The organism is Flavonifractor sp. HCP28S3_F3 (assembly GCF_052065355.1).
Classification (GTDB): domain Bacteria; phylum Bacillota; class Clostridia; order Oscillospirales; family Oscillospiraceae; genus Flavonifractor.
The window spans coordinates 151,663-168,547 of record NZ_JBQHUF010000003.1; the positions used below are offsets into that span (position 1 = coordinate 151,663).

General features: G+C 57.6%; 20 protein-coding genes and 1 other RNA gene. 7 read left to right on the forward strand and 14 right to left on the reverse strand.

Annotated features, from left to right (window positions below; translation table 11 throughout):
- Positions 1-122 precede the first annotated feature (122 nt).
- The gene (locus ACTNB1_RS04650; protein ID WP_441168102.1) at positions 123-1,274 is read left to right on the forward strand and encodes an amidohydrolase; all 1,152 of its coding nucleotides are present in this window, start codon (positions 123-125) and stop codon (positions 1,272-1,274) included.
- Positions 1,275-1,331: 57 nt separating this feature from the next.
- Here the strand turns inward: ACTNB1_RS04650 and ACTNB1_RS04655 are convergent, their stop codons facing one another.
- Complete coding sequence (locus tag ACTNB1_RS04655; protein WP_441168103.1) at positions 1,332-2,801, reverse strand: carbon starvation CstA family protein; 1,470 nt, start codon at positions 2,799-2,801, stop codon at positions 1,332-1,334.
- 226 nt (positions 2,802-3,027) lie between these two features.
- Between ACTNB1_RS04655 and ACTNB1_RS04660 the strand changes: the two genes are divergently transcribed.
- Together ACTNB1_RS04660 and ACTNB1_RS04665 are read left to right on the forward strand one after the other, a co-directional pair.
- Positions 3,028-3,774 (forward strand): NTP transferase domain-containing protein, encoded by a 747-nt coding sequence (locus ACTNB1_RS04660; protein ID WP_441168104.1) that lies wholly within the window; start codon positions 3,028-3,030, stop codon positions 3,772-3,774.
- Between the two features lie 14 nt (positions 3,775-3,788).
- Positions 3,789-4,619, forward strand: coding sequence for an NYN domain-containing protein (locus ACTNB1_RS04665; RefSeq protein ID WP_441168105.1), 831 nt, complete (start codon positions 3,789-3,791; stop codon positions 4,617-4,619).
- 53 nt (positions 4,620-4,672) lie between these two features.
- Here ACTNB1_RS04665 and ACTNB1_RS04670 read toward each other — a convergent pair whose 3' ends face one another.
- Genes ACTNB1_RS04670 through ACTNB1_RS04690 form a run of 5 tightly spaced genes read right to left on the reverse strand, consistent with a single transcriptional unit; the run spans position 4,673 to position 9,939 of the window.
- Positions 4,673-5,497 (reverse strand): hypothetical protein, encoded by an 825-nt coding sequence (locus ACTNB1_RS04670; RefSeq protein WP_441168106.1) that lies wholly within the window; start codon positions 5,495-5,497, stop codon positions 4,673-4,675.
- A 12-nt stretch (positions 5,498-5,509) separates the two neighbouring features.
- The gene (locus ACTNB1_RS04675; protein ID WP_441168107.1) at positions 5,510-6,856 is read right to left on the reverse strand and encodes a hypothetical protein; all 1,347 of its coding nucleotides are present in this window, start codon (positions 6,854-6,856) and stop codon (positions 5,510-5,512) included.
- Complete coding sequence (locus tag ACTNB1_RS04680) at positions 6,843-8,633, reverse strand: ATP-binding protein (RefSeq protein WP_441168108.1); 1,791 nt, start codon at positions 8,631-8,633, stop codon at positions 6,843-6,845. The genes ACTNB1_RS04675 and ACTNB1_RS04680 overlap by 14 nt, the downstream gene beginning before the upstream one ends.
- A 36-nt stretch (positions 8,634-8,669) precedes the next feature.
- Positions 8,670-9,383, reverse strand: coding sequence for a response regulator (locus ACTNB1_RS04685; RefSeq protein WP_441168109.1), 714 nt, complete (start codon positions 9,381-9,383; stop codon positions 8,670-8,672).
- Positions 9,384-9,402: 19 nt separating this feature from the next.
- A complete protein-coding gene (locus ACTNB1_RS04690; protein WP_441168110.1) occupies positions 9,403-9,939 on the reverse strand; it encodes an NUDIX hydrolase in 537 nt (178 codons plus the stop codon).
- A gap of 176 nt (positions 9,940-10,115) precedes the next feature.
- Between ACTNB1_RS04690 and ACTNB1_RS04695 the strand changes: the two genes are divergently transcribed.
- The 4 genes from ACTNB1_RS04695 to ssrA all read left to right on the forward strand — a co-directional run bounded on the left by ACTNB1_RS04695 (position 10,116) and on the right by ssrA (position 12,090).
- Positions 10,116-10,610 carry a hypothetical protein gene (locus tag ACTNB1_RS04695; RefSeq protein WP_441168111.1) on the forward strand — a complete coding sequence of 165 codons (495 nt, stop codon included), beginning with the start codon at positions 10,116-10,118 and terminating at the stop codon, positions 10,608-10,610.
- A 61-nt stretch (positions 10,611-10,671) separates the two neighbouring features.
- Positions 10,672-11,145 (forward strand): SsrA-binding protein SmpB, encoded by a 474-nt coding sequence (gene smpB / locus ACTNB1_RS04700; protein WP_441168112.1) that lies wholly within the window; start codon positions 10,672-10,674, stop codon positions 11,143-11,145.
- A gap of 24 nt (positions 11,146-11,169) precedes the next feature.
- Positions 11,170-11,691, forward strand: a complete 522-nt coding sequence (locus ACTNB1_RS04705) for a peptidylprolyl isomerase (protein ID WP_441168113.1) — start codon at positions 11,170-11,172, stop codon at positions 11,689-11,691.
- 51 nt (positions 11,692-11,742) lie between these two features.
- Positions 11,743-12,090: a transfer-messenger RNA gene (ssrA, locus tag ACTNB1_RS04710) on the forward strand.
- Between the two features lie 261 nt (positions 12,091-12,351).
- Here the strand turns inward: ssrA and ACTNB1_RS04715 are convergent.
- The 8 genes from ACTNB1_RS04715 to ACTNB1_RS04750 all read right to left on the reverse strand — a co-directional run bounded on the left by ACTNB1_RS04715 (position 12,352) and on the right by ACTNB1_RS04750 (position 16,845).
- Positions 12,352-12,939, reverse strand: a complete 588-nt coding sequence (locus tag ACTNB1_RS04715) for a hypothetical protein (protein WP_441168114.1) — start codon at positions 12,937-12,939, stop codon at positions 12,352-12,354.
- 111 nt (positions 12,940-13,050) lie between these two features.
- Positions 13,051-13,893 (reverse strand): SprT-like domain-containing protein, encoded by an 843-nt coding sequence (locus ACTNB1_RS04720; RefSeq protein ID WP_441168115.1) that lies wholly within the window; start codon positions 13,891-13,893, stop codon positions 13,051-13,053.
- Between the two features lie 119 nt (positions 13,894-14,012).
- Entirely contained in the window at positions 14,013-14,810 is a 798-nt protein-coding gene (gene folD / locus ACTNB1_RS04725) for a bifunctional methylenetetrahydrofolate dehydrogenase/methenyltetrahydrofolate cyclohydrolase FolD (protein ID WP_441168116.1), read from the reverse strand.
- Positions 14,807-14,989, reverse strand: coding sequence for a hypothetical protein (locus ACTNB1_RS04730; RefSeq protein WP_256151308.1), 183 nt, complete (start codon positions 14,987-14,989; stop codon positions 14,807-14,809). Before ACTNB1_RS04730 ends, folD begins: the two co-directional genes overlap by 4 nt.
- The gene (locus ACTNB1_RS04735; protein WP_256151309.1) at positions 14,989-15,195 is read right to left on the reverse strand and encodes a helix-turn-helix transcriptional regulator; all 207 of its coding nucleotides are present in this window, start codon (positions 15,193-15,195) and stop codon (positions 14,989-14,991) included. Before ACTNB1_RS04735 ends, ACTNB1_RS04730 begins: the two co-directional genes overlap by 1 nt.
- 57 nt (positions 15,196-15,252) lie before the next feature.
- Positions 15,253-15,822 carry a DUF6273 domain-containing protein gene (locus ACTNB1_RS04740; protein ID WP_441168117.1) on the reverse strand — a complete coding sequence of 190 codons (570 nt, stop codon included), beginning with the start codon at positions 15,820-15,822 and terminating at the stop codon, positions 15,253-15,255.
- Between the two features lie 27 nt (positions 15,823-15,849).
- The gene (locus tag ACTNB1_RS04745; RefSeq protein WP_441168118.1) at positions 15,850-16,578 is read right to left on the reverse strand and encodes an N-6 DNA methylase; all 729 of its coding nucleotides are present in this window, start codon (positions 16,576-16,578) and stop codon (positions 15,850-15,852) included.
- Positions 16,579-16,653: 75 nt separating this feature from the next.
- The gene (locus tag ACTNB1_RS04750; RefSeq protein ID WP_441168119.1) at positions 16,654-16,845 is read right to left on the reverse strand and encodes a hypothetical protein; all 192 of its coding nucleotides are present in this window, start codon (positions 16,843-16,845) and stop codon (positions 16,654-16,656) included.
- Positions 16,846-16,885 lie beyond the last annotated feature (40 nt).

Consider the following 16,885-nt stretch of genomic DNA (forward strand, 5'->3'; position numbering starts at 1 on the left):
CGCCCAAATCCAGATGTCTGCGGGAGAATGGATCGTACACGCATATTGGATAAGCTGTATTCATAGAATAATATGAATTCCATAAAATGTCAATTAGAAGTTTTGTCGAAAGGCGCGGTCATATGATCATTTACAACGGAGTGGTTCATCCCATGGATGGGCCGATCATCCCCAGAGGCTATGTGGCCTTTGAGGGGGACAAGATCACGGCAGTAGGACCCATGGAGGAGCTGGAGCACGAGCCTGAGGGCCTGGACGCCCAGGGCGGACATATCCTGCCCGGCTTCATCGACGCCCACTGTCACCTGGGGTTGTTTGGAGACTCCCTGGGTTTTGAGGCGGACGACGGCAACGAGTCTACCGATCCCTGCACCCCTCAGCTGCGGGCCATCGATGGGGTGAATCCTCTGGACCGCGGCTTTCAGGAGGCGCGGGAGGGGGGCGTGACCACGGTGCTCACCGGACCCGGATCGGCCAATCCCATTGCAGGACAGTTTCTGGCGCTGAAGACCAACGGACGTTGGGTGGACGAGATGGTGGTGAAGGCCCCGGCGGCCATGAAGTTTGCCCTGGGTGAGAATCCCAAGTCGGTGTATAACGACCGCAAGGAGACTCCGGTGACCCGGATGGCCACAGCGGCTATCATCCGGGAGAACCTGTCCAAGGCCCAGGAGTACCAGGACAAGCAGTCTAAGGCCGATGAAGATCCGGATACGGATATGCCGGACTACGACGCCAAGCTGGAGGCCCTTGTCCCGGTAGTGGAGGGAGAGGTGCCCGCCCACTTCCATGCCCACCGTGCGGACGACATCGCCACGGCGGTGCGGCTCAGCAAAGAGTTCGGCCTGGACTATGTCATCGTCCACGGCACCGAGGGATACAAGGTAGCCGAGCTGTTGGCTGCCGAGGGCGTACCGGTGATCACCGGACCTTGCCTTACCGAACGCTCCAAACCGGAGCTGGTGGGCCAGACCCTGGAGAACCCGGCGCTGCTGGCCAAGGCGGGGGTCAAGGTGGCCATCTGCACCGATCATCCTGAAACCCCCATCCAGTATCTGCCCCTGTGCGCTGCCATGGCGGTGCGAGGCGGCATGGAGGAAGAAAAAGCTCTGGCAGCCATTACCTCTGCTGCGGCGGAGATCGCGGGGATTGATAAGCGAGTGGGTACCCTGACTCCCGGCAAGGATGCCGACGTTGTGGTTACCTACGGCCATCCCTTTGACTGGAATGGCCGTATTAAGGCAGTCTTTATCGACGGAAAACAGGTCCGATAATCAAATTAAGAAAGGACGCTGCTGTGTAGCAGCGTCCTTTCTTGGTTGCAGCAGAACTCAGCAGGCCTTGGCAGCAATATCGTTCTTGCCCAGGATCAGAATGCGCCAGATAAAAATAATCAGGAAGAGGGCGGCTGCCGCGATACCCACCGGGTAGGCGATGGAAGTGGACAGATTCAGACACTCGGGAGCCTGGAAGAAGTAGGTCACCGACACAGCGGACATAAAGGTGGCAGGAAGCGCGGCAATAAAGCAGGCCTTGGGCGGGAAACCATACTTATGCAGGAACACTGCACCGGTCCACAGTACGATCATGGCCAGAGTCTGGTTGGACCAGGAGAAGTAGCGCCACAGCACGTTCCAGGGCAGCGCCAGGGCGATAATGGCGCCTACCCCCAGCAGGGGGATGGACAGGGCAGCCCGAGGCCCGATCTTGGACTGGTCAATGTGGAACCAGTCGGCGATGGTGAGCCGTGCGGCCCGATAAGCGGTATCGCCGGAAGTGATGGGGCAGGCAATGACGCCGATGATGGCCAGAACGCCGCCCACAGTGCCCAGAAGGCCGGTGGAGATCTGGAAAACGGCCTCACCGGAGCCCTCGGCCGAGATTACATTGCTCAGCCCAGTCATACCGTCCAGCAGAGAACCATGGTTTGTGTAGAAGGTGACGCCGGCGGCGGCCCAGATCAGGGCGATGATGCCCTCGGCTACCATAGCGCCGTAGAAAATGGTACGGCCCTGCTTCTCGCTGGTAATGCACCGGGCCATCATGGGGGACTGGGTGGCGTGGAAGCCGGAGATGGCGCCGCAGGCAACGGTGACGAACATCATGGACCACTTGGGCAGCCCGTCGGGGTGGACGGTGGTCAGGTTAGCCAGCGTAATCTCCGGCATATCACCGGCCATCTGGGTCAGGATGCCGCCGCCGATACCCAAAGCCATAACGATCAGGCAGATGCCGAACACAGGATAGAGCTTGCCGATGATCTTGTCGATAGGCAGGAACGTAGCCACCAGATAGTAGAGCATGATGACCACCAGCCAGAACATGGTGCCGAAGGCCTCAGGGGTGAGCTTAGCCAGCAGGTCGGCGGGACCCACGGAGAAGTTGACGCCTACCATCACCAGCAGCACCACGGAGAATATCCGCATGATGAAGGTGATGACCTTGCCCATGTAGAGGCCTACCACCTCGGAAATAGACTTGCCGTCGTTGCGCTCACTCATCATGCCGGAGAGGAAGTCGTGAACGCCGCCGCCCAGGATTGTGCCCAATACGATCCAAAGGTACACAGATGGTCCCCAGCAGGCGCCGGACAGAGCGCCGTAGATGGGCCCCAGACCGGCAATGTTCAGCAGCTGAACCAGGAAAATACGCCAGGTTTTCATGGGTACATAGTCCACGCCATCGGGATGCGCCACCGCGGGCGTGGGCCGGTCGTCGATGCGGAAGATCTTTTCCACCAGCTTACTGTAGGTGAAAAAGCCCACGATCAACAGGATCAGGCACGCGAAGAATGAGAGCATAAAAGTCAGTCCTCCAGAAGGTTCCCGGGCATGTGCGGGGGAATCGGTTTTACCAGTGGAATATGGGCCCTGATATCCTACCGGAAGCGTCTACATTATAGGTCTGTGCCTTGAAAAGTCAAGAGGGGAAACGAACAAATTGAAAAAATATTTTTGGCCCTTCGTTGTCAGTGAAAATGGGCTATGCTATACTGACAGGGAAAGGCAATCCAAAAGGAGGATGACCATGGAATATCATGTAAAAGCGGCAGTACTGGCCGCCGGAAAGGGTACCAGACTGCGTACGGAAGGCATCGATCTGCCCAAGGTGCTGCGGCAGGCGGCGGGACGGTCCCTGCTGGGTTATGTGCTGGAGGAGCTGTCCTTCCTGGACAAGAAGGACGTGGTCCTGGTAGTGGGCTACGAGCGGGAAAAAGTGGTTGCGGCCTTCCCCGACTACCCTCACGCCGTGCAGGAGCCCCAGAAGGGCACCGGCCACGCGGTGCAGTGTGCCCGGGAGGCTCTGGGCCAGTTTGACGGAGACATTCTGGTGTGCTACGGCGACATGCCCCTCATGCGCCGGGCCACCTATGAGTCCCTGATCCGCACCCACCGGGAGGAGGGTAACCAGTGTACGCTGCTCTCCGCTGTGTCTGACGAGGAGCTGCCCTACGGCCGCATTGTCCGGGACAAGAACGGGACCTTTACCCACATTGTGGAGGACAAGGACTGCACCCCCGAGGAAAAGGCCATTCGGGAGCTGAATGTGGGTGTATATGTTTTCCAGGCAGCGGCCCTGTGGGAAGCGATCGACCAGCTTAAGCCCAACAATGCCCAGGGTGAGTACTATCTCACCGACGCCCCGGCCTATATTCTGGCCAAGGGCGGGAAGGTAAACGCCTGCCCAACCTGCACCCCTCAGGAAATGCTGGGTGTGAACACGGTGGAGCAGCTGGAGCAGGTGGAGCGCATCGTACAGGCCGGCCAGGACTGAACGGAGGAAAGCATATGGCGGAACAGAAGGACCTGCGCCTGGCGGTGCTCATTGACGCGGACAACGCGCCCCGCTCCGCCATCGGCGATGTGATGGCGGAGGTGGCGGTATACGGCACACCCACCATCAAGCGCATCTACGGCGACTGGACCACGCCTAACCTGGCCTCCTGGAAGCCGCTGCTGCTGGAAAATGCCATCACGCCGGTACAGCAGTACGGCTATACCACTGGGAAAAACTCTACCGACTCGGCCATGATCATCGACGCCATGGATATCCTTTACACCGGTCAGGTGGATGGCTTTGTGCTGGTAAGCAGCGACAGTGACTTCACCCGCCTGGCTATCCGCCTGCGGGAGGCGGGGAAAAAGGTGTACGGCATGGGGGAGCGGAAGACTCCCAACCCCTTCATCGTGGCCTGTGACAAGTTCGTGTATATCGAGGTCATCCGTTCCGCCGCGGCAGAAAAGGCACGGGCGGAGGAGATCAAACCGGAGGAGCCCAGACTGGAGAAGCAGGTCAAAGCCAAAAAGCCCGCCAAGAAGAAGGAAGAAACTCCGACTCCTGTGCCCGAACCGCCGGAGCCGGAATCCAAAGTGCCCCGGGCAGTGGTGGAGCTGATTGCCGATGCGGTAGAGACTATGGCCGACGAGGACGGCTACGCCTTCATGGGAGATCTGGGCAATCTGCTGGTGAAGAAGCAGCCCGATTTCGATCCCCGGAACTTTGGCTTTTCCAAACTGACCCAGTTGGTGCGCTATCTGCCCCGGTTTGAGGTGGATGTGCGCCAGACCAGCCTGCCCCATGTTAAGCACATCTATGTGCGGGATAAGGCGCGAAAGTAGCAGAAAAGGAAGCCCCGCCGTCCAATAGACGGCGGGGCTTTTTACGTTTTCGTTCAGGATTCTGATGTGACAGTGCCGGTGACGGCATCCACATAATAGGCGCCGGTGTCGGTGAGGATACGCCATACCGGCGTGAGCTGCACCGAACGGCCGCTGCCGACAGTCAGATATCCGGGCGTCATGGCTTCAATTCGGCTGCAAACTGAGCCGCCCTCACTGACGCTGGACAAAAACCGCATCAGAATGGTGGGCGTGGAGAGCAGCGCCTGGGTGCTGCTGCTGTCTACCGTGCCTGCAAGACGGCTGCCTTCCATGGAAGTTAGCACCTGATCCTCCCAGACCAGAGTGACCGAACAGGAAAAGATGGGAGAATCCTCCCACTCCTGAAGATAGGTGAGTGTAGTGGTGCTGTCCTTGGTGACCGACTGATCCAGAATGCCGGTAAATCCGATCTGTTCCAGGCAGGACTGGGAGGCCTCACTCAGGGTCTCTCCCGCGGAACACCGCCATCGGTCCTGTACAAAGGATACGGCGAAGGAACCGTTCATAGAGAACTCCGCCGTGCCGATCTGGCTGGTATAGCTGGGGCGCACCTCGCTCTCACCGGTCTGGGTCACGTCACCCAGCAGAGTTTGGGCCATGCTGTGCTCACTCTCCCGGTCTCGGGCGACAGTAAGGGTGGGCAGGTCGATGTCCTTGGGCACCTGCTCCAGCCCAAATTCAATGCCGCCCCGCTCCAGGACCTGGATGGCGGCCTGACGGGTTTCATCCTCGTAAAGCGCCCCGCGACCGGCCCGCATGCCTACCAGCAGCAGGAGGAACGCATTGACTCCTACCAGCATCAGCAGGATGATGGTTTTGATTTTAGACCATTCCATAATGCCTCCCGCTTATCTGGCGATCCAGCCGGCCTGGACGGAGTCTCCGCCGGCGTCACTGTAACACAGGACCAGTTCCCGGCCCTCCGGATCCAAAGCCTCCAGCGCCGCGGCAGCCTGAAGCTCCCGCATTACCAGATTGGTCTGCCCGGTCTCCTCATAGGTGCGGAAGTACAGCGCGTAGTCTGTGATCTGGCCTGCCTGGACAATAAACTCGGCGGCGCAGGCGCTGTCGGGCAGAGATACCTCCGCCCCATTCAAACTATAACCATAGCATACCTGTATGCTCCCGTCCGCCAGGTTCTCCACGCCCATCAAATACAGCCGGGCGTCTCCGCACCAGCGGCCAACAGTGTCCGCGGCCAGCCGCCAGGTGGCTTCGATCAGGGCAAGTACGCCGCCGTCCTCCGGAATGGGATAGCGGAAGGAATCGCTGTCGCCGGCATGATAGACTGCGGTGCCGTCCCGACTGATCTCCAGTGTTTCCCGCCCCTCCCGGATCCGGATGCCGTTGGCTACCGGATAGACCGAATTGCTCTGGGGCTGGAAGGATACAGCCTGCTGCAGTTCGCTCACCATGGTGTCGTCGACCTCACCCAGAGGGTTGGATGCGTGATAGACCGGCGGATGGAGTGCACTGGCTGAGAGCAGAACATAGGGATCCAGCCCCTCGTAGCCGCTTTCTTCCTCCTGTTCAAAGACAAAAGAGGCACCGTTGCTGCCATAGCCGGAGACAAGAACGTCCATGTGGCCCTGATAGACCACTGTGGTGACGCAGGCATAATACAGGCCGTCAGATTCATTATGATAGTATAGGCACACCTGGCCATCCTCGTTCAATGCCACCGCCATTTGACGGGCGGAATGTGTGAGGGCGGGATTGACGCCCCCTTCGCCCAGCCAGGCATACAGTGCATCCAGAGGGAACGTGCCGAGAAAATCAAACCATACGCCGGGGGCCTGGAGGGCTTGGCGCCACACTGACTCCGACACCTCCTGGGGCGCGGAAGCTCCGGCCAAACCCTCGGTAAGCAGGATGACGAGTTCATCGAACATCTGGTCAGTCTGCTGGGTATCGTACTGAGAGGCAAAACGGTCTACCCCGTCACATACGGCGATGCGCACCGGTCTTGGTGTAATGGAAGTCTGACCAGGGGTAAAGGGATCCGCTTCGGCCTGTTCCGGCTGCCTTCCAAACAGCGAGAGCACGCCCTGGAGCGGCGCCCAGGATACTTTGCTGTAGTCCAGGCTGAGCAGTGCCAGGTAGATGGCCGACAGGGACAGCAGTACGATCAGCACGCTTTTGAGGGTCTCTATACCCCGCCGGTGCCGGCGGCGGGCCCGCTTATTCCCGTCCATGGCGCGGTCCCTCCGTCAACAGGGTGATACGTACCGTCAGGCCGGGGCCGGGGCGGTCCAGCAGCTCGATGGTACCCTCGTGCCGGTCGATGATCTCCTTGGCGATGGAGAGCCCCAGGCCGGTGCCGCCCGACTCCCGGGAGCGGGCCTTGTCCACACGGTAAAATCGCTCAAAAATCCGGTCACGATCCTCCGCCGGGATACCGATGCCGTTGTCTGCCACCTCCATCCAAACCTTGCCCGGCCACTGGCCGGCGGAGATACGGATCTTGCCGCCGTCGGGTGTGTATTTGATAGAGTTGGACACTACGTTCATCATAACCTGAAGGATGCGCTCCCGATCGCCCACGATCTCCGGCAGTCCATCCGGCATGTCCAGCGTAACGGTATGCCCGTGCCGCTGAGCCTCCATCAATATGGCGTCGTACACGTCATGCACCGCCTGGGGGAAGGAGAAGGGAGCCAGCTTCAGCTCCGACCGGCCAGAATCGAACCGGGAGAGGGTGAGCAGATCTTGGACGATGTGAGTCATCCGGTCGGACTCGTTGAGGATGACCCCCAGGAAGTTTTTCTCCGTGTTGGGGGGAAGCTCCCCGGCGTTGTCCACCAGAGTTTCTGCATAGGAGCGGATGTTGGTCAGGGGGGTGCGCAGCTCATGGGACACATTGGCCACAAACTCGCGCCGCATCTCCTCGGTCTTGTGCTGCTCGGTCACGTCGTGGATCACTACCAGCACGCCGCCAAGCCGCTCCTGATCAAAGGGGGTGAGCAGCAGCTCCAGACTGCGCCCATCTACTGTCCGGGTGCCGTCCAGATAACCTGGAGATTCCACTGCCAGCACGCCTTGGAGGGGAGCTACATCAGAAAACAGCGTGTCGTAGTTCTCGCTGCCGCCGATGGGAATGGCCCGGCCCAGCATATCCTCGGCGGCAGGGTTGGACTGGATCACCGATCCGTCCCGGGAGAAGGCAACCACACCGTCGGTCATGTGAAGGAACAGAGTGCCCAGCTTGTTGCGCTCGTTTTCCACGGCCTCCAGGGTGGTGCGCAGCTGTTGGGCCATATCATTGAAGGTGCCGGTGAGTACACCGATCTCGTCTCGGGATGCAACCTCCAGCTTTTGGGAAAAGTCCCCGTCGGCCACCCGTTCGGCACCCTCGGTCAGCCGCTCGATGGGCGTGATAAGGGTTTTGGACAGCAGGAAGGAGAGCAGCACCGAGATAATGAGGCCGAATACCAGAGCCTCCACGATGAGAGTCATCAGCTCGCTGTTCAGGGCGGCGGCGTTGGTGCCGTCATCCCGGACGTAGATGATATACCGGCTGGCGCCCCGCTGCACTGCCACTGCCACATCCATGTAGGGGGAGGTGGGATCGCTGTCGTCGCTCTTGTCCGCGCCAGCCAGCACCTGCATCAGATTGCTGGAGTCCATATCCAGCTGAGTCGAGCTCTCCTGCTTGTCGGAGCAGGCCAGCAGGCGGCCGTCATTGCCGTCCAGCACGTAATATTTCCGGCTGCGGTTGTCTACACCCAGCACACTGTAATAGTTGTCCAGGATCTGAACGATGTTGGAGACGCTGTCCTCCTCGCCCTGGACCGGGGTGTTGAGATCCGACCAGAAGTCCTGATCGGAAAAAGCTTCGGACATCTGGGCATAGAAGTCCTGGGTATAGTAGTTGGCTACCGAATTAATCAGGAACGCGCCCACCACCGTCATCAGCAAGATGATGAGCAGCGTCATGATGAGCATCAGCTTCATGTGCAGACTGCGGAACATGGGGCGGCGGACACCTCCTCTCTCTGAATATAGGGATCAGGCGTTGAAGTAGTAACCCAGTCCTCTGCGAGTCACCACAAACTGAGGGGCCGCCGGATCATCCTCCACTTTCTCACGCAGGCGGCGCACCGCCACGTCCACGGCCCGCACATCACCCACATAGCCTTCGTAATTCCAGACGTGCTCCATGAGCGCCTCCCGGGAAAAGACCTTTCCCGGCTGGGAGGCCAGAAAGCGGATCAGTTCATATTCCCTCTGGGTCAGCTCCAGGGGACGGTCGTCCTTGTAGACTACCATCAGTTCAGGATCGATGGTGATACGACCCAGCACCAGACGCTGGCCGGCAGGCTTGGCCGGGGCGGAGGAGGCCGACGCCGCGGCCATCTCGTTGCGGCGGATATTGGCCTTTACCCGGGCAAGCAGCTCCCGCATGGAAAAGGGCTTGGTGATGTAGTCGTCCGCTCCCAGCTCCAGACCCAGCACCTTGTCGGTCTCCTCCTCGCGGGCGGTGAGCATAATGACCGGCGTGCTCCGCCCCGCCTGGCGGAGGTTACGGCATACGTCGAAGCCGTCCATCTTAGGCAGCATCAGATCCAGCAGGATGAGGTCCGGGTCCTGCTCCAGCGCCAGCTGGAGCCCCGCCTGGCCGTCATAGGCTTCCAGAGTCTCATAGCCCTCCTTGCTCAGGTTGAAACTGAGAATATCCACAATGTTCTTTTCGTCCTCAACGATCAAAACGCGTTTGCTCATTTCCGCCTCCTGATTTTGTTTACAGACCCAACAGCTGCTTTGTCTTCAGCACCAGCGCCACGGTCTTGGCGTCCACGATCTCTCCGGACATGACCTGCTCCAGCAGAGCGGAAAAGGGGATCCGCTCCGTCTCCAGGAATTCGTCCTCGTCCGGATGACACTGGCCCTGCTTCAGCTCCTGGGCCAGATACATGTGCAGCACCTCGCTGGAAAAGCCGGGGGAGAGATACAGACAGCCCAGATAGGTCAGCTTGCCGCAGGTGACCCCCACCTCTTCCTCCAATTCCCGCAGAGCGGCGGGGCGGTGAGCCTCACCCTTTTCCAGCTTACCGGCGGGCAGCTCGGTGACCACCTGCTGGAAGGGATAGCGGAACTGCCGTACGATGCTTACCGTTCCGTCGTCGAACAGAGGCAGAATGCATACTCCGCCGGGATGCTCCACAACCTCCCGGCTTACCACTGCGCCGTTGACCAGCTGGGCCTGGTCCAGCTTGACCGTGACGATCTTTCCCTCAAACAGAGTACGGCTATCCACCGTTTTTTCCCACAGCTCCATGCTCCGCGCTCCCTTCCTGCCCGGGCCATCAGCCCGCGCTGTGTATGAATGTCCATAGTATACCACAATTTCCTGAGCGGTTCCAGTCTCTCCTTTTCCAATCTCTCCAAGGATTACAGCTATCTCTCACACGATCTGTCCGGTATAATGTGACCATGACCCTAAGGAGGAACGTTATGACCATCCAATCCATCGGCAGCGCCAGTGTGGCGCTTTACATCACCCCCGCCGATTTAAAAGAATATGGACTGACTCCGGCGGAGCTAACCCTGGAACGGGCCCTGGAACTGACCCGCACTGCCTTTCAGGAAGCGGGCATTACGCTGGAAGGCGGGATCGAGATCGAGGCCTATCCGGAAAACTGCGGGGTGCTGGTATTTGCCCATGTGCGCCCAGCGGAGCGGAGCTGGTTTTCCTTTGAGCGCCTGGAGGATCTGGCTGCCGCTGCCCGGTGTATGTCCGGCCCAAGCCCGGAAGCAGTGCTCTTTTGGTGGGGGGAACGGTGGTGGCTTTCTCTGCCCGGAGACCAGCAGGAGACGACTGCCTTCCTTTCTGAGTTCGGCCGCTGTGAGACTGACCGGCCCCACCTGGATGCTTGCCTGGCTGAGCATGGCCGCCGGGTGCTGGACAAAAATGCCCTGACCGGTATTTTGACCTATTTCCCCGTCTGAGCTATTGACAGATATGGTATAATAAATTTCCAAGGAATTTTCCCGGAAGGGAGGCGGACCCATGGAGGGAAAGGGTATCAAGATTGTGGCCAAGAACAGCAAGGCCTACCATGATTATTTTATTGAAGATAGGTACGAGGCGGGCATTGAGCTGGCGGGCACCGAGGTCAAATCCATCCGGCAGGGCCACGTCAACCTGAAGGATTCCTTCTGCATCGTCAAGGACGGGGAGATGCACGTCCACGGCATGCACATCAGTCCCTATGAGAAGGGAAATATCTTCAACAAGGACCCTCTGCGCGCCCGTAAGCTGCTGATGCACAAGCGGGAGATCCTGAAGCTGTTTGCCAAGGTGAAGCAGGACGGCTATGCCCTGGTACCCCTGTCCATTTACTTCAAGGGTCCCCGGGTGAAGCTGGAAGTGGGCCTGGCCAAGGGCAAGAAGCTCTATGACAAGCGTGACGCAGCCGCCGCCAAGGACGCCAAGCGGGAGATGGACCGGGCGATGAAGACCCAGCGCCGGGGCGGCTATTGAACCAACAGAAAGGAAGGAACTCACATGGCACAGAATCCCATCGTGACCTTTGAAATGGAAAACGGCGGAAAAATGGTGGCTGAGCTCTACCCCGAGGTGGCTCCCAACTCCGTCAACAACTTTATCAGCCTGGTGAAGTCTGGCTTTTATAACGGCCTGATTTTCCACCGGGTGATTCCCGGCTTTATGATCCAGGGCGGCTGCCCCCAGGGCACCGGCATGGGCGGCCCCGGTTACTCCATCCGCGGCGAGTTTGCCCACAACGGCGTGAAGAACGACCTGAAGCATGACCGGGGTGTGCTGTCCATGGCCCGTGCCATGAATCCCAACTCCGCCGGCAGCCAGTTCTTCATCATGGTGGAGAAGGCCCCTCACCTGGACGGCGAGTATGCCGCCTTCGGCAAGGTGATCGAGGGCATGGACGTGGCCGACGCTATCGTCAATACCAAGCGGGACCGGATGGACCGGCCCTATGAGGATCAGCGGATGAAGTCCGTCACCGTGGAGACCTTCGGTGTGGACTATCCCGCTCCTGAGAAGTGCTGATAAAACCCTGACTTTTTCGTCCCGCGGCGCGGTTTTGCCGCGCCGCTCCATGGGGGCGTACTGGTTTCGACGGGGACGTAGAGGCAGGAATAGCGGGCGGATGCGCCCAGCATCCTAAAAATGGGCAACTTATAAATTAAAGAACAACGATAACGTTGAGCTTGTCGCGGCTTAAGCCGTGACCGTCCCACCCGGAAGGACCACGGTCCGGGATGGGGCGTCGTTTAGTGGTGCACGTGTGTGCGCAAAGCTTTGAGCGCACCATGAACAATGAAGCTACCAAGTCCTGAAGTTTGACGGCCTACGTCAGGGTAAGGGAATGTAAACGACCGTCTGCGCCCGGAGAGGTTCCTGAGGAAGCGTTTTCGGACGGGGGTTCGACTCCCCCCGCCTCCACCATTTTAATCGCAGGTCGAACACCTGAGGTGACGATAATCGTCTTGCCTTACGGTTTCGTACTTGTGACCCAGATTAAGGATAGGCTTTGAGCCTGTCCTTTTTCTTTTGGTAGTCGGTAGTCCGTTTTAACGAATTTTCCTTATATATACGTGTAATACGAGGGAGCGACGAGATTGCGCTTTGAGTCCCTTTACTTTTTGGAAAAATCTTTTCAGTTTTTACGAACTACAAGCACTACCAGATGGCCAAAAGCCTTGTAAATCAAGGACTTTCTTCGGTAGCAGGCTCAGTAGCAGAGGGCTCGGGCTCGACTACCTCGACTGCTACGGAGACCCGCAGGAGCTGTCCTTCGGGGACGAAGGCCTTGATTTGCTTTACAAAGCTCGCCGCGTTGAAGGCTCCGGAGAAGCAGAACGAGAAGTTTTCCAAAGTTATTTTTTTTGTCGGCGCATTCGCGCTGATACCGTAGTCCTCTCGGAATCTCTCGAGGTCGTCCTTCGTAGGCTGAAAACCTCGCTTGAAGGAAAAGCCTCTCTTGCTCAGGTAAACGCCGACCGCACCGGCGTTCGCGCCCATAAGCTCGGCGAGCGCAGAAGGCCCGACGCGGTACTTGTCAACGATGTTCTGCACGTAGCTCTTCTGCAAGCCCCCGGGAAGGGCCTTGAACTCTGCGTAAGTGATACGCTTTTTCAGGTTGAGCGTGTAGGTAGGACCGCTCATTTCTCTCATCTCCTTTGCCGTGTATTGCGGTAGGCGGCAACCGCTGTGGCTGATGCGCTTCTTAGCACTCCGGGCCGTTATCGCCTTTTCTCGTACATCTTCTTTGAAGAGGTACTCTTCGTCTCTCATATAAACCTCCCCGGGCAAGCCCCAGACCTCCCGTATCGCGTTTTAGCTCAGGGGCCCTTAGATTTACCCTCTGAAAACTTTGGACGCGATACGGGCCATTCTGGAGTCCTTTTAGTCAGCCCTCTCCATAGCGACCTCACAGATACCGCAAATGAGGCTGAGGTCGGCGGTCGTCTTAACTTCCTGCCCGCAGACCGGGCAAACGTAGCGGTGAGGCTTTTCGCATTCGGCCTTCGCTTTCTCCTCAGGCATAACGCGGGCGAACGGGACCTCAAGTACAAAGCCGTTATCCTCGAGGGTCTTCTTAAAGGCCTCGGTCGGATTTGTGTGGGAAAAGCCCACGGTACGGTCGTACCCGATTTCAAGGTCTCTCGCCTCAGCCTCGGCCTTGAAGGTCTTGTTGTGGTAGCGGCCCTTCTGGCAAGTGTCCTGAATCTCATTCACGAGGCAGTAAAGATGTACCATCTCGTGGCACATCGTCGCGGCCGTGTTAGCGGACGGACGATTGAGGAACTCGGCGCCGATGTTAATTTCATACTGGCCGTCGTTCTCGCTCTTCCAAATCTTCTTAGTAGAGCAGTGGCCGTAAGCCTTAGGGGTGGACTGAACGGTGATGACCGGTTTCGGTAGCGCGTTGTCGAAGTAGACGCGATTCAGAATGTCGAACAGGCTCTCGAGCTTAGTCACGACGTCCGACATTTTCATGGGCTCGTCATGGTTGACTTCGGGCTCAGTAGCCTCGGGCTCAGTCTCAACGGTAGTCTCAGGCTCTTCGTAGAGCTTCCAGCGACGGTCATAGCTTGCAGCAGTCATGATACTCGGCTCGGCGTTAGGCTCGTCCACGGGGACAGAGTGAATCTTGCGATTCTCCTCGTCAATGCTCACGACCAGACGGACCTCGTTGGTTTCCTTGTTAATAATCTTCTTGTTAGCGATAATGCTCATGTCTTTCATTATGTTTGCCTCCTTTGTAATTCCCAGTGTTTTCCAACTGACAATTATATTTTACCGTGTTCAGTAGAAAAAGGGAGCGCGCAAAACTGCCGGGATTCTGCGAACTTTTCGTTGCAGTTCTACCGCTTTTGGTAAGAAGCTGCTTCCACGGTGTTCTTGAGCAGCATGGCGACAGTCATCGGACCCACGCCACCGGGTACCGGAGTAATCGCGGACACCTTTGCCGCGACCTCCTCAAAAGCGACATCCCCGCAGAGCTTACCATTCTTGTCCCGGTTGATTCCAACGTCGATAACGACCGCCCCGGCCTTAACCATATCAGCGGTAATAAAGCGAGGCTTACCGACTGCCGAGATAAGTACGTCAGCCTGACGAGTATAGCTCGCAAGGTCTCTCGTCTTAGAGTGGCATACGGTAACAGTAGCGTCGGCTTGCAGAAGCATAAGGGCAAGGGGCTTGCCTACGATATTGCTGCGCCCGACAATGACACAGCGCTTCCCGCTTACGTCTCCCAGCAAATGAAGGATTCCGGCTGGAGTGCAGGGCCTGAGGCCAGTCTCCCCGGTCAATAGTTTCCCGATATTATAGGGGTGGAAGCAGTCCACATCTTTCTCCGGCGGTATTGCACCGAGTACCTTCTTCTCGTCAATATGCTCCGGAAGAGGAAGCTGTACGAGAATACCGTCAGCCCATGCGCTGAGCTCTGCGATAGACGCGATGACCTCTTCGGTCGACGCCGTAGCCGGCAGCCTGCGAGAGCAGGACTGAATATCGACCTCGGCGCAAGCGCGTTCCTTGTTGCGGACATAGACCGAGGAAGCGGGGTCGTCGCCGACCATAATAACGGCGAGCTTTGCGTTAGAGCCTTGCAAAGAAGCCTTCACCTGAGCGGCAATAGCTTTTCCGTCAATAATCATTCGCTTTCCTCCTCAAAAACATCAAGGGGAATGGCGATTTCATCCTCTTCGGTATCATCTACCGCAGCATAGCCAATGCCGTCACATGCGGTAACTAACTGAGCGCAGTCTAAATCTTCACCGACCGCCTCGATAAAGCTGTCTCGGTCGATTTCAGTAACCTTAAAATATCGAGCCATTATTCTTCCTCCTTATCCGGTTTTGTCAGGTCCTCGGGCTGGCAGTCGAGAGCCTGCGCGAGCTTGAGCGCCGTTTTGAGCGTGATATTCTCAGGCTTGATGATACCGACCTCAATATCACGGATTTTCTGATAGCGGATTCCGCTGACTTTCGCCAGTTCGGTGCGGCTATAGCCTTTCGCAAGCCGCAAATCTTTAAGTCCCAAAGTGTCGTTCTCCTTTCACCGCGGGGCACAAGGCCCCGCGGATTCATAGATTGATGATTAGATATAGAAGCCGAAGCAAACGCCGTGGGCGTGGCTGGCGGTGTTATTGTTCGCGTAGCCGTTGCTGCCCACAGTGCAGAAGCTGTTGGAGTTGCTCCCATTAGGAGAACGCTCCCACCACCAGTGCGCATCTCCGTCTTCGTCGACCTTGATACGGTTGCGGCGGTCCTTGAAGTACTCGAACTGGAAGCCGCAGTCAGGGTCGTTCTCGGTCCAGTCGTGGTCGCCGAAGACCTCCATCTCTGAGAAGAGCCAGAGCTTGTCCTCCTCTTTGCCGAACTTGCGGGGCTTGATAGCCGCGACGAGCTCGTCAGGAAGCAGCGCGATAATTTCCTCGTTGAGGTAGCGACGCATATCGCAGGTAAGCCAGCCTCCTTTGTTGGTCCAGTCCTCATTCATGCAGTGGTAGCCGAGCAGGTTCTTCAGTCCGATAACACCGTCGTCCACGACGACGAACACGACCTCGCGGCCGTCCTTGAGAGTCTCGACGATTTCATCGCCGACCTTGAGCATACCCGGATTCGCCCAGTTGAAGGCGCGGGTCTCTTTCGTTGTGATAGTTGCCATAATAAAAACCTCCTGAAAAATATTTGCTTATAAGAGCGTTCCGCCCTTGAGAAGCCTTCTGATAGTCCACACATCGGAGCAGTACATCGGCGTAAACCAGTAGTTCTCCAATGAGTCGTCCGAGCACATGGGCTCGGTAAGCGAGTTGCCTACTTTGATATAACCGGCGACGCCGAGAAGCGAGAGCTGGATATAACACATATAGGCTACGGTGTAGTCAACGTCCTGCGCGGTCACGAGAATGTGATTCTGCCAGTTCAGACCGGCCTTGCCTATCTGCTTAGCCGCAGCGTGAACGCCGGCAATCAGAGTAGCGCCGGCACCGCAAGCGCAGTCGTTAATTGAGATATAGCCTTTCGCCTCGATAGTCGGCAGCACGTTGCTGCAAGTCATTTCTGCCATCATTCGGCAAACATCGTAGGGCGTAAAGAACTGCCCGCCGGAGTCATTGCCGAGGTTAAGCGCCATGAAGATACTTCCGAGGAAGTCCTGCTCCGGATTCTTCTCGAGAGCAAGGACCACTTCCGCAGCGAGCTGAGGAAAAATCTCCTGCTCCTTCTTGCTGTACTTCTGAATCCGCTTGAGGTAGAGCTCTTCGCGCTTTTCAAAGTGAGACTTGTCGACTGCGTTCGAGATAGCGCAAGCATACATTGTAACGAAGTCCTGCCAGACCTCCCACGGAGTCCAGCGGTATGTAAGCTCTCGGAAGAGCTTTACAAAAGGTTGGTCATCGGTCTTTCCGACTCTTTTTGCCATTGAGTTGCCTCCTTTAATAAAGTAGTGTGCTAAAGTAATCAGTCCGAAAGAAACGCCCTTGCGGGCGAATCTTTCTCAGACGATATTGACCTCGTAAATGAGGTAGTCGGTGAAGTCTGCCGTGTGATAAAGGTACGGCGAGATTTGCTGCGGACGGTCGGAGCGGCTCTCGACAAAGGCCTGCGCCTTTTCTAAAGTCGAGTAGCCCTCCTGACTGACTTTCCCGAGGCTTGCTTCGGGAATCACTTGAACGATGTAAACTTTCATGTTATTGCCTCCTTGTATTATTTATTATGCCGCGTTTTAC

Excerpts from the sequence above, each read along its gene's own strand:
- smpB (WP_441168112.1), top strand. The coding sequence starts at position 10,672 with ATGGAGGGAAAGGGTATCAAGATTGTGGCCAAGAACAGCAAGGCCTAC.
- ACTNB1_RS04655 (WP_441168103.1), bottom strand. The coding sequence starts at position 2,801 with ATGCTCTCATTCTTCGCGTGCCTGATCCTGTTGATCGTGGGCTTTTTC.
- ACTNB1_RS04750 (WP_441168119.1), bottom strand. The coding sequence starts at position 16,845 with ATGAAAGTTTACATCGTTCAAGTGATTCCCGAAGCAAGCCTCGGGAAA.
- ACTNB1_RS04745 (WP_441168118.1), bottom strand. The coding sequence starts at position 16,578 with ATGGCAAAAAGAGTCGGAAAGACCGATGACCAACCTTTTGTAAAGCTC.
- ACTNB1_RS04695 (WP_441168111.1), top strand. The coding sequence starts at position 10,116 with ATGACCATCCAATCCATCGGCAGCGCCAGTGTGGCGCTTTACATCACC.
- ACTNB1_RS04730 (WP_256151308.1), bottom strand. The coding sequence starts at position 14,989 with ATGGCTCGATATTTTAAGGTTACTGAAATCGACCGAGACAGCTTTATC.
- ACTNB1_RS04685 (WP_441168109.1), bottom strand. The coding sequence starts at position 9,383 with ATGAGCAAACGCGTTTTGATCGTTGAGGACGAAAAGAACATTGTGGAT.
- ACTNB1_RS04715 (WP_441168114.1), bottom strand. The coding sequence starts at position 12,939 with ATGAGAGACGAAGAGTACCTCTTCAAAGAAGATGTACGAGAAAAGGCG.
- ACTNB1_RS04720 (WP_441168115.1), bottom strand. The coding sequence starts at position 13,893 with ATGAAAGACATGAGCATTATCGCTAACAAGAAGATTATTAACAAGGAA.
- ACTNB1_RS04670 (WP_441168106.1), bottom strand. The coding sequence starts at position 5,497 with ATGGAATGGTCTAAAATCAAAACCATCATCCTGCTGATGCTGGTAGGA.
- ACTNB1_RS04740 (WP_441168117.1), bottom strand. The coding sequence starts at position 15,822 with ATGGCAACTATCACAACGAAAGAGACCCGCGCCTTCAACTGGGCGAAT.
- ACTNB1_RS04665 (WP_441168105.1), top strand. The coding sequence starts at position 3,789 with ATGGCGGAACAGAAGGACCTGCGCCTGGCGGTGCTCATTGACGCGGAC.
- ACTNB1_RS04705 (WP_441168113.1), top strand. The coding sequence starts at position 11,170 with ATGGCACAGAATCCCATCGTGACCTTTGAAATGGAAAACGGCGGAAAA.
- ACTNB1_RS04650 (WP_441168102.1), top strand. The coding sequence starts at position 123 with ATGATCATTTACAACGGAGTGGTTCATCCCATGGATGGGCCGATCATC.
- ACTNB1_RS04675 (WP_441168107.1), bottom strand. The coding sequence starts at position 6,856 with ATGGACGGGAATAAGCGGGCCCGCCGCCGGCACCGGCGGGGTATAGAG.
- ACTNB1_RS04660 (WP_441168104.1), top strand. The coding sequence starts at position 3,028 with ATGGAATATCATGTAAAAGCGGCAGTACTGGCCGCCGGAAAGGGTACC.
- ACTNB1_RS04690 (WP_441168110.1), bottom strand. The coding sequence starts at position 9,939 with ATGGAGCTGTGGGAAAAAACGGTGGATAGCCGTACTCTGTTTGAGGGA.
- ACTNB1_RS04680 (WP_441168108.1), bottom strand. The coding sequence starts at position 8,633 with ATGTTCCGCAGTCTGCACATGAAGCTGATGCTCATCATGACGCTGCTC.
- folD (WP_441168116.1), bottom strand. The coding sequence starts at position 14,810 with ATGATTATTGACGGAAAAGCTATTGCCGCTCAGGTGAAGGCTTCTTTG.